This window comes from Hymenobacter telluris (assembly GCF_017313265.1).
Lineage (GTDB): Bacteria > Bacteroidota > Bacteroidia > Cytophagales > Hymenobacteraceae > Hymenobacter > Hymenobacter telluris.
The window spans coordinates 85,278-97,603 of record NZ_JAFLQZ010000002.1; the positions used below are offsets into that span (position 1 = coordinate 85,278).

12 protein-coding genes are annotated in these 12,326 nt (G+C 59.3%); 5 read left to right on the forward strand and 7 right to left on the reverse strand.

Features of this window, described 5'->3' with window-relative positions:
* Positions 1-25: 25 nt before the first annotated feature.
* The gene (eutC, locus tag J0X19_RS02730) at positions 26-805 is read left to right on the forward strand and encodes an ethanolamine ammonia-lyase subunit EutC (protein WP_206980732.1); all 780 of its coding nucleotides are present in this window, start codon (positions 26-28) and stop codon (positions 803-805) included.
* A gap of 168 nt (positions 806-973) precedes the next feature.
* On the opposite strand, the gene J0X19_RS02735 is transcribed toward eutC, so the two are convergent.
* A complete protein-coding gene (locus J0X19_RS02735; protein ID WP_206980734.1) occupies positions 974-1,750 on the reverse strand; it encodes a hypothetical protein in 777 nt (258 codons plus the stop codon).
* Between the two features lie 428 nt (positions 1,751-2,178).
* Between J0X19_RS02735 and J0X19_RS02740 the strand changes: the two genes are divergently transcribed.
* Positions 2,179-3,654, forward strand: a complete 1,476-nt coding sequence (locus J0X19_RS02740; RefSeq protein WP_242581912.1) for a pectate lyase family protein — start codon at positions 2,179-2,181, stop codon at positions 3,652-3,654.
* A 152-nt stretch (positions 3,655-3,806) separates the two neighbouring features.
* On the opposite strand, the gene J0X19_RS02745 is transcribed toward J0X19_RS02740, so the two are convergent.
* Entirely contained in the window at positions 3,807-4,364 is a 558-nt protein-coding gene (locus tag J0X19_RS02745; protein WP_317194739.1) for a pseudouridine synthase, read from the reverse strand.
* Positions 4,365-4,512: 148 nt separating this feature from the next.
* On the opposite strand from J0X19_RS02745, the gene J0X19_RS02750 reads away from it, so the two are divergent.
* Positions 4,513-5,010 carry a DinB family protein gene (locus tag J0X19_RS02750; protein WP_242581914.1) on the forward strand — a complete coding sequence of 166 codons (498 nt, stop codon included), beginning with the start codon at positions 4,513-4,515 and terminating at the stop codon, positions 5,008-5,010.
* A gap of 45 nt (positions 5,011-5,055) precedes the next feature.
* Here J0X19_RS02750 and J0X19_RS02755 read toward each other — a convergent pair whose 3' ends face one another.
* The 5 genes from J0X19_RS02755 to J0X19_RS02775 all read right to left on the reverse strand — a co-directional run bounded on the left by J0X19_RS02755 (position 5,056) and on the right by J0X19_RS02775 (position 9,384).
* A complete protein-coding gene (locus J0X19_RS02755) occupies positions 5,056-5,514 on the reverse strand; it encodes a hypothetical protein (RefSeq protein WP_206980746.1) in 459 nt (152 codons plus the stop codon).
* A 72-nt stretch (positions 5,515-5,586) separates the two neighbouring features.
* The gene (locus J0X19_RS02760) at positions 5,587-6,408 is read right to left on the reverse strand and encodes a helix-turn-helix domain-containing protein (RefSeq protein ID WP_206980749.1); all 822 of its coding nucleotides are present in this window, start codon (positions 6,406-6,408) and stop codon (positions 5,587-5,589) included.
* Positions 6,409-6,480: 72 nt separating this feature from the next.
* Positions 6,481-7,284, reverse strand: a complete 804-nt coding sequence (locus J0X19_RS02765) for a hypothetical protein (protein ID WP_206980751.1) — start codon at positions 7,282-7,284, stop codon at positions 6,481-6,483.
* A 77-nt stretch (positions 7,285-7,361) separates the two neighbouring features.
* Positions 7,362-8,030 (reverse strand): head GIN domain-containing protein, encoded by a 669-nt coding sequence (locus J0X19_RS02770; RefSeq protein WP_206980753.1) that lies wholly within the window; start codon positions 8,028-8,030, stop codon positions 7,362-7,364.
* 199 nt (positions 8,031-8,229) lie between these two features.
* Positions 8,230-9,384, reverse strand: coding sequence for an MFS transporter (locus tag J0X19_RS02775; RefSeq protein ID WP_206980756.1), 1,155 nt, complete (start codon positions 9,382-9,384; stop codon positions 8,230-8,232).
* A 186-nt stretch (positions 9,385-9,570) separates the two neighbouring features.
* Here J0X19_RS02775 and J0X19_RS02780 point away from each other — a divergent pair, with 186 nt between their 5' ends.
* Together J0X19_RS02780 and J0X19_RS02785 are read left to right on the forward strand one after the other, a co-directional pair.
* Positions 9,571-10,254 carry a T-complex 10 C-terminal domain-containing protein gene (locus tag J0X19_RS02780; RefSeq protein ID WP_206980757.1) on the forward strand — a complete coding sequence of 228 codons (684 nt, stop codon included), beginning with the start codon at positions 9,571-9,573 and terminating at the stop codon, positions 10,252-10,254.
* Between the two features lie 284 nt (positions 10,255-10,538).
* Positions 10,539-12,302 (forward strand): T9SS type A sorting domain-containing protein, encoded by a 1,764-nt coding sequence (locus tag J0X19_RS02785; protein WP_206980767.1) that lies wholly within the window; start codon positions 10,539-10,541, stop codon positions 12,300-12,302.
* Positions 12,303-12,326 lie beyond the last annotated feature (24 nt).

The following is a 12,326-nucleotide window of genomic DNA, read 5'->3' on the forward strand; positions in this document are numbered from 1 at the left end:
ATTCACTACCGGATAAGCCTCAGTCATGGCCGACTTACCTTCCTCAACCCCACCTGAGCGCCCCGCCCCCGACCCGTGGGCAACACTGAAGGCGCACACCGCTGCCCGTATTGCCCTGGGCCGCACCGGTACTAGTGTGCCGCTACGAGAAGCACTGGCATTCCGGTTGGCCCATGCCCACGCCCGCGACGCCGTGTATTCGGTGCTAGAAACGGAAAAGCTGCTGCCAGAAGTAGCGCGCCTAAACGTGCCCGTGTGTGAGGTGAAAAGCCAGGCCCACGACCGGCAGGAGTATTTGCAGCGCCCTGATTTGGGCCGGCTCCTGCACGAGGAAAGTAGTGCGCTGCTGAAAAATCAGTTGCTTCGAGAGGTTGACTTGGCTGTTATTCTGGCAGATGGATTGTCGGCGGCGGCGGTAAACGAGCACGCGGTGCCGCTGTTGCAGCGGCTGCTGCCTAAGCTGCACGAGGCAGGGCTGCAACTTGCGCCCTTGGTGGTAGCCACCCAAGCCCGCGTAGCCATCGGCGACGAAGTAGGAGAGGCGCTGGGAGCCCAACTGAGTCTGGTTTTGATTGGGGAGCGGCCCGGCCTTAGCTCGCCGCGCAGCCTGGGGGCCTATTTCACCTACGGCCCCCGGCCCGGCCTCACCGACGAAGCTCGCAACTGCGTGTCCAACATCCGCCCTGAGGGCCTGAACTACGACTTAGCCGCCGAGCGCCTATTTTTTCTGCTCCATGAGAGCCTGCGCCGCAAGCTCTCGGGTGTGCAACTCAAAGACGGCAGCCAGTTACTAGAGCGGTTTTGAAGGTAGGGGCTGGCCCCCGCCCGTCGTCGAACGGACTCGGTGAAAAAGCGCCGGCATAGGGGCGGGAGCAACCTGTGCACCGACCCTGAAACCGCCCTAAGCTACTAACTGTTAGCTTTTTTCGAGGAACCCAGGGAAAACCATCAGCCAATAGCTATCAGCTACTAGCTAAAGATTGCCACGGGTGGTTTTGTATAGATACCAGCCTTTGGTAATGGGCCGCACTACTATCAGCCGGTCGGGGTCCATGGCGGGTACTTCTGCCGGTTTGGGCTGATACAACAACCCCACGGTGTTGTCAACCCGCCCCCCGATAATGAATTCAATGCAGGAGTCGCAGTTGGTTTCGTGCTGGGTGATGCGGCCGATGTAAAGCTTACGCAGTAAATTCTTTACCTCTGGGTCGGTGTTGGCGGCTTGCTCGCCGGCAATGCTGTCGGTGGCCGTGAAATACTGCCGGGTCTGCACAAGCCGTACCACCTTTTGGAAACCGGCCTGATGGCTGGTGAAGTGGTTGATTACGTCGGCGTCGGAACCAATCCAGAGGCGGAGGTTGCCCACGGTGAAGGCGTGGTCGGCGTCGGGATGCTTCTGGTTGTACTGGGCTATTTCGGTTTCGGGCATGGCCGTCAGCAACTTCAGCATGGGCGGGCCGAGTTGGGTCATGGCCAGGCTCCGGATGGCTTGTAGCTTCCACGCGTCGGCTTCCTTAGCGAAATGCAGATAAAAGTCGTTGCGGCTCACGGAGTCGCGCAGCTCTACGGCTACTACGGCCGTGCTGTCGCCTTGCTGAAGCAGCTCGCAGCTACGTTGCAGGTTGTGTGGTATCTGTTGGCCGAGGGTCTGGTTTTTGGCTTGCTGCTGCGCCTCGCAGCACAGATATTCCTTCATTTGGGGCCAGCCGTCGGTATCCACAAATTGCCGGGCAATTTGCAGTGGTTCCATCGGCACGCGGGCCATTGCCAGGTGAGATACAATCAATAAGCAGGAAAAAAGAAAATACTTCATCGAATAAGCTAAAATATCTGGCTTTCAGCCCCTAGGCTTCCGCTATAATCCTGAAAGGTAAGTGAAATACTGGCACACATAAGTGGCCGAATACGAGTAGCCGGAGCATTGCTAAAGGTGCCAGCCGTGGTTGCTTGCTAGCTCCACCGTTGGGAGGACCAGTTAACAGCGAATAAGGTTGCTGGCGCAACTAAAATTCGGCGGTGGCGGCTGGCTGGCAACGTTACCGGCAACGATTGCACAAAGAAATATAGGTGGGGGTGCATCCTGGCTCGGGCGTTTCGGTAATATCGGTCTGTTGTGGTCGGGTTGGGCAGTGCCTTGGCCTTGGCTTCTCTTGTTCAGCTCGTTTCGCTTTTCGTCTTATGCGCTTACTATTTCCGCCTAGTGGTCTGGGCCGCGCCACTTACGCCACCGTGCTGTTCGCCTGTGTGGGCGCCTTAGCTGTAATGGGGGCCAGACCAGCAGCCGTGCCGCCACTGGCGTTTCCGGGGGCCGAAGGGGCGGGGCGCTTCACGAGCGGCGGGCGTGGTACTGCCGCGGTGCCCACTACGGTGTTCGAAGTCACCAACCTCACCGACGACAACCAGCCCGGCAGTTTGCGCTACGCCCTCACCAAAACCGCCCCGGCGCGAACGGTGGTGTTTCGGGTGTCGGGTACTATTCACCTGTCTTCGCCGCTGACCATCAGCAAAAGCAACACCACCATTGCCGGGCAAACCGCCCCTGGTGATGGTATTTGCCTGGCTGATTACCCGGTGAGCGTGAAGGCCTCCAATGTCATCATCCGGTTTGTACGCTTCCGGATGGGCGACAAAAACCAGAACAAAGGCCAGGTGGATGGCGGCGGGGGCGACGATGCCTTTGGTGGCACGCGCAACAATAGCCTCATTATCGACCATTGCACCATGAGTTGGTCGACGGACGAGTGCTTTTCGGTGTATGAGGGCGACAGTACCACTTTGCAGTGGAACATGATGAGTGAGCCGCTCAACTATTCCTACCACTTCGAAACCGGCGACAAAGACTTCGAGCGGCACGGCTACGGTGGTATTTGGGGCGGGCAGCGCGCTACTATGCACCACAATTTGTTTGCCCACTGCAACAGCCGCACGCCCCGCTTCAACGGCAGCCGCTACACGCACCCGGCCGGGTTTGAGAACGTGGATTTCCGCAACAACGTCATCTACAACTGGGGCGAAAACAACGTGTATGCCGGGGAAGGCGGCAACTACAACATCGTGGGCAACTACTACAAGCACGGCCCGAACACCAAGGAAAGCGTGAAGACGCGGGTGCTGAACCCCTATAAGCTGGAAAAAGGCTCCAACCCGCTGCCCTACGGCAAGTTCTACCTGAGCGGTAACTACGTGGATGCCAGCGCCGACGTGACCCGCCACAACTGGCGCGGCGTAACCATGCAGGGCGGCACCGCCGCCGATACCGTGCAAGCCCAAGCCAACAGTGCATTCAACATAGCGCCCGTAGCTACCCAAACCGCCGCCGAGGCGTACAAGGCGGTGCTCCAGCACGTAGGCGCCAGCCTGCCCAAGCGCGACACCCTCGACCAGCGCATCATCCGCAACGTGGTCAACCGTACCGGAGGCTTTATTGATGTGCAAGGCGGCTACCCGCACGGCACGCCCTATGAGGTGTCGCGGAAGGCGTGGCCGGTGCTGAAGTCAACCGCAGCGCCTGCTGATACCGACCACGACGGTATGCCCGACGCCTGGGAGACCCGGCAGCGCCTCAACCCCAAAGACCCCGCCGACCGCGCCAAAACCAACGCCAGCGGCTACACTATGCTGGAAGTATACCTGAATAGCTTGGTTGGTTTTTAGTGCCTAGTTGGTTTTTAGTGTTTGGTTGTTGGTGCTTGGTGCTTAGGTTGTTGGTGCTTAGGTTGTTCTGCTGTACTCCAAACGAAACCTTATCAGGCGCGACTCTCTATGCACGAAGCACTAAAAACCAACAACCAAGCACTAAAAACCAACTAGGCACTAAAACCGTCTACTTCCCGCACCTCGCCGGATTCTAAGTCGTGGAGGTGAAGGCTGCCGATACGCACGCGCACCAGCCGTAAGGTGGGGAAGCCCACGGCGGCCGTCATCTTGCGCACCTGCCGGAATTTGCCTTCCGTAACGGTAATGCTCACCCAACTGGTGGGGCCATGCCTATCGGAGCGGATGCGGCGGGCGCGGGGCGGCAGGGTAGGAGCGGTGGGCAGGCGGTAGGCGGTACAGGGTAGCGTCTGGTACTTGCCCTCGGGCAACCCGATTTCCACGCCTTGCTGCAACTGCGCCACGGCTTCGTCGGTGATGAGGCCGTCTACCTGCGCGTAATATTCCTTCTCCACGTCTTTGCGGCGGATTAACTCGCTCACGCGGCCATCGGTGGTGAGCAGCAGTAGGCCTTCACTTTCCTCGTCGAGCCGCCCCACCGACATCGTGCCTTCCGGAAAGTCGTGCAACTCGCCCAGAAAACGCTTTTTGCGGGCTTCGCTGGGGTTATTACTCATAAACTGGCTGAGGTAGCCGTAGGGTTTATGCACGAGAAAGTGACGATGGAGCATGCGCGAAGCCAACCGGCCAAGTAAACAACAGCGGCCCGCCGCCGGGCTGCAACAAAGAGTGCAAAGGTACGAAGGCTTGTTCGGGTACGGCCTTTTGGCAAGCCAGTCCGTACTCAGCTAAACGCACTTGCTTACTTTCGCCATGGACCAGAAAACCCGCGCCGCACTAGTCAAGGAACTCGTCAGCCTGCTGACCGAAGCCAATGCCCACGTCACGTTCAAGCAGGCCTGCGCCGACGTGCCCGTTGCCTTGCTGAATGAAAAGGCCCCCGGCTTGCCCTACACCATCTGGCAGCTAGCCGAGCACCTGCGCATTGCCCAGCTCGATATTCTGGAGTTCAGTTGCAACCCCGCGCACGAGTCGCCGGAGTGGCCCGCGGGATACTGGCCCGCCCCGGATGCTACCGTGGACGAAGCCGGCTGGCAGGCCACGCTAGCCGCCATCCGCCACGACCAAGCAAAGTTTGTGGCGCTATTGCACGACGAATCCAAGGAGTTGCTGGTGCCGTTTGCGCACGGCACCGGCCAAACCCTGCTGCGCGAAGCCCTGCTCATTGCCGACCACAACGCTTACCACACCGGTCAGATCATTTTGCTGCGCCGCCTGCTTGGTGATTGGGAGTAGCTACCGGTGTGCACAACGCCCGTAACGGGCGCTGTAACAAACTGCCTAGTGGCTGATGGGGTGCATTTTTTCGTCTACCTCTGTGCCCTGGCCTGCCACCCGGCACCACCCCGTGTCCTTCTTGATGAACACCTCTAGCCGGCGCACTTTCAGGGCCACGTCGCGCCCGTTTACGTTCAGCTGCACATCGGCCAGCCAGTTCACTACGGCCGAGGTGCCGCCGTATATCCGAATGATTTCGGTGCCGGGCACGGGCTTCACGCTTTTAAAAACCAGCTTTTCCTTGGTCTGCACCCCTTTCCATTGCTGCACCGAATAGGAAATGTCGCCTTTCGCGCCCACGGCTACTATATCATTGGGGCATGACACTCTTTCGGGGCCGCCGGGGCCGTGCAGCATAGCCCGGATTGCCTGCCGCTCCTGGGGGTAGCTCACGGTATCTAGCTGGGCCGAAGCCGCAGTGGCGGCTAACAAAAGCAAGCTGGTTGCCAGTAGGGTTTTCATCGTCGGGAGTGGTGTTGGTACCCGGCGAAGGTAAAAGCTGCCGCCACCCAATAATAGTACGAACCCGACATCCTACATGCGCAAATCGTCCTGCACCTTGAGGGGCGAATGCCGCATTTCCTGCGCTACTATTGTGGGAGTGGTAGCGGTGAATTCCTTGAAGTCCCGAATCAGATGCATCTGGTCGTAGTAGCCGCACTGGTAGCTAATGGCAGTCCAGGTGGTGTCCGGCTGGTTTAGCTTTAAGCGGTACGCCTTCGAGAACCGGATAATTCTGGCAAAAAGCCGGGGCGAATAGCCCAGCACTTCTTTGGCTTTGCGTTCGAACTGCCTGGTGCTCAGGCAGGCAAAGGCCGCCGCCTGGTCTATGGTGGAGAGCGTGCTGCCACTCATCATCAGGCGGGCCGCTTGCACAAACGGGCTGCTGGCCGCGGGCTTCATTTTGCGCAGTAAGTAGGCTTCCACAATGCCCTTCATTTCCAGCGAATGGCTGGCCGCTTTCAGTTGCTCACTCACCTCGCTGATGTCCCGGCCCAGGATGTCGGCTGCATTCAGGGGCACATCGAGCAGCTCGTGCATAGGCACCCGCAGCAGCTGAAACAGCCCGCCCGGATGAAACGCCACCGTCACAAACCGGTGCTGCGGGCCCATAGCCAGCTCCACCTTGGTGGTTTGCGGCCCCACGATAGTGCAGGCGGGCAGCTCAGCAAACGGCTGCTTGCCCTGGCGGCTTTTGGTGGCGTCGGCGGGGTAGAAGTTGAGGCTGTGCTGCGGTGTGGGCGGAAATGGCGCCACCCGGCTGTAAGCCGGGCCAGCCAGCTGCACTTGCACCACCATTATGTGGCTCACAAAGGGCCGTAAGGCCGGGTGCACGGCGTAGAAATCTGGCTTCATACACTTGCGGCGGTGGATGGGCTAACCGGAGGGTTCTTTTGTGTAGATATAGGTTAAGATGCTATAATACAATTAATTGTGTTTGTTTTGGCTCTCCTCACGCATAATTTCCATGGCATCTAGGATGCTGAAGCTATTGGCGTTATACGTCAGGAACTTACCGTTGCCAATGCCTCGAATCGGGCCAATTTGTATGTAATGCCCGAAGCGTTGCACCTTGTCTTTTCTGTTCCACCAAAAGAAGCTCGTTTTATCCTCGTAGGAAGAGTAGAAAACGACGTTGCCCCGGTCAGAAGTTAAAGCGTGTGCTCCCTTAAAGTCAGTAGGAGTGGATTGTTGCTTTAGCTGGTAATCGGTAAGGCGAAGCTCGCGAAGGGGGAAGTCAGTGTAGGTGTACGCTAAAATAGAATCGTTACCCAGTTTGCACATGCAATAGCAGTCCAAGATAAAGCCATTTACATCAGAGTTATGGCCGAAAACTTGCCGCCCGCCGAAATCGAATACAGTAAGCCCGTAATTACTAGGTGGTAGTTGACCTGCCGCTTGATCGAAGTAGGAAACCACAATCCGGTTGGCTTGCACCAATACGTCAGCAATGTATCTACCGGCATCAAAGGATAGAAGCTGGCGGCCGGTATAGTCGAAAATATGGCCGGTGTCTGATGTGCTGCCTACTTGTTCTCCGATTAGCAGGAACCGCTTATTATCTAACTTTCGGATAAAACCATAGCGAAACTGGTGCGGTAACGCCAGTTGGAGTCTGTTCGTCCAGACTTCCATATTGCTCATCAGCGCAATGAAGCTGCCATATTCATTGGCATCCAAATCCAATATCTGAAGTTTGCCGCAGTCGAGGGAATAAGTAGTAGAGGACATAAGGCTACAAAACGAAAAAGCAGAAAGGCCGCCATCAAGCTAGCACTTTCTGCATTCGATTTGAGGAGTGCCGGAGCCTAACGGCTGACGCGGGCGCGGCCTTTGTTGTGCACGTCGCTGGCGCCGGAGCTGCGGGCTTGTAGCTCGTCGTCTACGTACACGTAGGCATCGGAGGCGCCGGAAGCTTGCACGCTGGCTTTGCGGCTGCGCAGGTCGGAGGCGCGGTAGTCGCTGCTGCCGCTGATGTCTACCTGCTGGCGCTCCACGCGGCCATCGAGGCGGATGTCGGAGGCACCGCTGGCGTTGGTAGTCAACGATTTGGCGTTGAGCGTGAGCGTTACGTCGGAAGCGCCGCTGGCCTGAATGCGGAAATCATCGGCGGAAATAGGGGTTTCGCCTTTCACGTCGGAAGCGCCGCTCACCTCAATGCCGGCCAGCTGCGGCGTGGTGATGTACACTTTCACGGTTTTGCTGCGCAGCATTCCAGTGAGCGAGAAGTTCTTGTCGCGGTAGATGGTGAGCGTGTTGCCGCGTACCTCGGTTTTCACCGACTCCAGCACGTCTTCGTCGGCATCAACTTCCACTTTGGTGGTGGGGCCCTGGCGCACGTACAGGTTGATGGCGCCGCTGGCTTTCACCATCTGAAAAGAACCAACCGACCGCTGCTGCTGGGCTACGGAAGAACAGGCAGATAAGCCAACCAGCGCGGTAGTGGCCAGAACCGAAAGAAGAGCGAAGGATTTCATAAGGCTGCGTTTGGAAAGTGAAAGGCTACAACTTCCTCAGATGCCGCACAAGATAAAACCGTTGCCTCGGGAGTGGGGGATTGGGGGATTGGGTGAGAGGGTGATTGGATGAAGGGATGATTGGGTGAGTGAATTGGCCACTATACGCTGGGCCGTTTGCCATCCAATCATCCCTTCACCCTCTCATCCAATCACTCACTCACCCATTCACCCGCCGTACCAGCACTACCACTACGGCTCCTAGCAGTGCTACCAGCCCAAACGACCAGCGCAAACTGGCCGCTTCGGCTACGAAGCCCACCAGCGGCGGTACCAGCAGAAACCCGAAATAGCCCACCGTGGAAACCGAGGCAATGGCAGTGCCGGAGCTAAGCGCCGAGGTGCGGCCCGCCATGGCAAATACCATCGGCACCACGCACGACACACCCAGGCCCACCAGCACAAACCCCAGGCCCGCTACCAGCGGCACCGGAAACAGCGCCGCCAAACCCAGCCCCACCGTCATGAGCAGGCCGCTGTAGTGCAGAATGGGTTTCACGCCGAAGCGGTTGGCCAGCGAGTCGCCGGTGAAGCGGGCAACAGTCATGGCCACCATGTACACGGCATAGCCGATGGTGGCCGTTTCCTTGGGCACGTGCACGGCCTTCTGAAAATAGATGCCGCTCCAGTCGTACATGGTGCCTTCGCAGGCCATGCAGGCAAACGCAATAACCCCGAATTTCAGCAACGCTTTATCGGGCAGGGCGAAACCGGCGCGCCGCTCGGTGGCAACGGGTGCCACGTCCAGCGTGGTGGGGAAGAAGTACATGGCTACGCCGGTCAGCACCACCGCTACGGCCAGAAAGTGATAGGTGGGCATGACACCGGCTGGCACCAGGGCGGCGCTTACAGCCGCTGCCGCAAAGCCCGCCACGCTCCACACCCCATGAAAGCTGGCAATAATGGAGCGCGAATACAGCTTCTGCACGCTCACCGACTGCGCATTAACGGAGATGTTGAGCAGGTTCCGGGACGAGCCAAAGCAAAACAGCAGCGCCACCAATTGCCAGGTTTGCTGCGCGAAGCCCAGCAGTGCCAGCGCCACATTGTACAGCACCGCGCCCGCCATCATCACCTGCCGGCTGCTGAAGCGCTGATGCAGCCAGCCCGTAACGGGGAGCGTGAGCATGAGGCCAGTCGGCAGGGCCAGCAACACCCCGCCCAGCTCGGCCTCATCGAGCCCCAACTGGTGTTGGATGGTGGGAATCCGGGAGGCCCAGGTGGAAAACCCGAAGCCTGATACAAAGAAAAACAAGGCAATAGCCACCCGCGCCCGCCGGGCGGTGGCGTCTTCGAGAACTTCCGTCGTTACCATACAAACGCTGCTACCTGAGTGGCAAAGGTACGCCGGGCGTGTAGGCCACCGCCGCCGCGCGCCGGAATTAGTTGGGTGTATGGCGCCGTAGCTAAACAGTACGCTTGGCCTTGGCCGCTGCCGCCACTCACGACAACCCCACCGTAGGTCGCCTCGTATCAGCCCTCATTATAGCCAGCCGGCTATATGCTGTTCTCCCTGACGTTTCCTTTTATGAACAAGAACCTGCTCTTTCTGTCGGTAGCCGCGGCCGCACTCGCCGCTACCTCCTGCACCCAGGACAAGTCCGCCGCCGTGGACGCCGCCACTACGCCCGCCGCCGATACGGCTGTGGTAGTAAACGAAGCGCCTGCCGACACCGCCGCCTACCGCACCGACGCCGATGCCCTGGCCGCCCGCGTGGCCGAAGACCTCAAACTGACGGATACCGTAGTCGTAACGCGCATCTCGAAAACCTACTACACCCGGGGCCGCCGCCTCAACGAAGCCAACGCCCGCTACACCGCCGACACCACCGGCCGCTACGCCGCCCTGCGCACCATCAACGACGAAACCGACCAGCAGGTGAAGGCCATCGTGCCCGACCAGTACGACACCTACGCCGCCAACCGCGGTACGTATTATGATGGCACGCCCTACACGGCCATTGTGGTAGCCCCGGCGGCTTCGGCATCGGCTGCTGCACCGGCCCGCCGCCGCGGCCCGGCCATTGAGAAGTACGAAAAGAAAGCCAACGGCGAAACCAAAATCAAATACGCCAACGGCAAAACCGTGAAAATTGATAAGGATGGCGACACCAAGGTGGAGTACCCCAACGGTACCAAAGTGAAGCGCGACGCCGATGACGGACAAGTAAAAGTGAAAAACTAGTTCCGGCGTTTTATTGCCTTTCTAAAGCCTCCGCATCTGCTTGATGTGGAGGCTTTTGTATGGTAGCCGTGTGCTGCCAGCTACTGCGTGAGAAACCCAAACGACAAGTTGAAATAGCAAGGGAAGGGTGTTGGCAACGTTGCCGGCAACGATTGCATAAATAAATCAATCGTTTGCGCCTACGCTTGGCAGCGGAATGGAGTAGTATAGTTCGCAGATGCAATTGTCTGTTTGGCAGCAGGGGCCGCATCCCGCACCCGAACTCCACTAGTTAATTCCTATCCATGCGTTCAACCTCTACTTCTTCTGTTCTTGAAAATGTATTAGTTAAGCGCGGCCGGTGGCTGGCGCTGGCCGCCGCGCTAACCGGCTTGGTACCCACGGCGCAGGCGCAATTGCCGTCGTTTCCGGGGGCCGAGGGGGCCGGCAAGTTCACTTCCGGCGGGCGGGGTACCGTAGCGGTGCCCACTACGGTGTTTGAAGTCACCAACCTCAACGACGATAACCTGCCCGGTAGTTTGCGCTACGCCGTAACGGCCGCGGCCACGCACCGCACGGTAGTTTTCCGGGTGTCGGGCACTATTCACCTGCTCTCCGACCTGCGGATTTCGCGGGCCAACACCACCATTGCCGGCCAAACCGCCCCCGGCGACGGTATCTGCATTGCCGATTATCCGGTGAGCGTCAGCAACGACAACGTCATTATCCGGTTCATCCGCTTCCGCCTCGGCGACAAAAACCAGAACCAGGGCATGGTGAACGGCAGCGGCGACGACGACGCTTTCGGGGCCTTGAGCCGCAAAAACCTGATGATTGACCACTGCACCATGAGCTGGTCGGCGGATGAGGCCTGCACCGTGTACCGTGGCGACAGCACCACCATGCAGTGGAACATCATGAGTGAGCCGCTGGATTATTCCTACCACTTTGAAACCGGGGATACTGATTTCGAGCGGCACGGCTACGGCGGCATCTGGGGCGGGCGCAATGCCTCGTTCCATCATAACCTGCTGGCGCACATGCGGGGCCGCATGCCCCGCTTTGATGGCAGCCGCAACCTGCCGCCCAACACCGCCGGCCAGGAAAACGTGGATTTCCGCAACAACGTCATCTACAACTGGGCCAGCTACAACGTGAACGGCGGGGAAGGCGGCAACTACAACATCGTAAATAACTACTACAAGTACGGGCCGAATACGCCGGCCAGCTCGTCGGGCGGGGTGCCCATCCGGAGTGAGGTGCTGAACCCGTACAAGCAAACCTCGTTGCCCTACGGCCGCTACTACATGAGCGGCAACTACGTGGACAGCTACCCCAACGTAACGGCCAACAACTGGCTGGGCGCCGTAATGAACGGCGGCACCCGCGCCGATACCACGCTTTCCAAGGTGCTGACGCCTTTTACCACCGTGCCCGCCATTGCCCCGCAGAGCGCCCTGGCAGCCTACGCGGCCGTGCTGCAAAAAGCCGGCTGCGTGCTCCCCACCCGCGACACGCTGGATCAGCGCATCGTCAACAACGTAATCAACCGCACGGGCCGCCTGATTGATGTGCAGGGTGGCTACGCGCACGGCACGCCGTACAGTGTTTCGCAGTCGGCGTGGCCGGTGCTCAATTCCCTGCCCGCCCCCCTCGATACCGACCAGGACGGCATGCCCGACGCCTGGGAAATCAGCATGGGTTTGAACCCCACCAACGCCGCCGACCGCAACACCCGCGGCACCAGCGGCTACACCATGCTGGAAAACTACCTCAACGGCCTGACCGCCACCGTGCTGGCCAGGTCTGCTGCTGTGGATGCCCCGGTGGCCGCCATTCAGGCCTATCCTAATCCCACCCAAAGCCAGCTTACGGTAGCGCACCCGGTAGCCGGCCGCGGCGCCAAAGTACAGCTCTATAGCCTGCTGGGCCAATTGCTGACCACGGTAGCCGTAACGCCCGGCTCGCTGGAAACCCGCCTGCCCGTAACCCGCCTCGCGCCCGGCACCTACCTGGTGCGCTACTCCGACGCCGCCACGCAGCTGACCACCCGCTTCGCGCGGGAGTAGTCAGTTGCCAGTTGTCGGTTGCCA

Bases quoted from the DNA above. Each gene is read 5' to 3' on its own strand.
- J0X19_RS02765 (WP_206980751.1), bottom strand. From the start codon at position 7,284: ATGTCCTCTACTACTTATTCCCTCGACTGCGGCAAACTTCAGATATTG.
- J0X19_RS02740 (WP_242581912.1), top strand. From the start codon at position 2,179: ATGCGCTTACTATTTCCGCCTAGTGGTCTGGGCCGCGCCACTTACGCC.
- J0X19_RS02735 (WP_206980734.1), bottom strand. From the start codon at position 1,750: ATGGAACCACTGCAAATTGCCCGGCAATTTGTGGATACCGACGGCTGG.
- J0X19_RS02755 (WP_206980746.1), bottom strand. From the start codon at position 5,514: ATGAAAACCCTACTGGCAACCAGCTTGCTTTTGTTAGCCGCCACTGCG.
- J0X19_RS02760 (WP_206980749.1), bottom strand. From the start codon at position 6,408: ATGAAGCCAGATTTCTACGCCGTGCACCCGGCCTTACGGCCCTTTGTG.
- J0X19_RS02775 (WP_206980756.1), bottom strand. From the start codon at position 9,384: ATGGTAACGACGGAAGTTCTCGAAGACGCCACCGCCCGGCGGGCGCGG.
- J0X19_RS02785 (WP_206980767.1), top strand. From the start codon at position 10,539: ATGCGTTCAACCTCTACTTCTTCTGTTCTTGAAAATGTATTAGTTAAG.
- J0X19_RS02770 (WP_206980753.1), bottom strand. From the start codon at position 8,030: ATGAAATCCTTCGCTCTTCTTTCGGTTCTGGCCACTACCGCGCTGGTT.
- J0X19_RS02780 (WP_206980757.1), top strand. From the start codon at position 9,571: ATGCTGTTCTCCCTGACGTTTCCTTTTATGAACAAGAACCTGCTCTTT.
- eutC (WP_206980732.1), top strand. From the start codon at position 26: ATGGCCGACTTACCTTCCTCAACCCCACCTGAGCGCCCCGCCCCCGAC.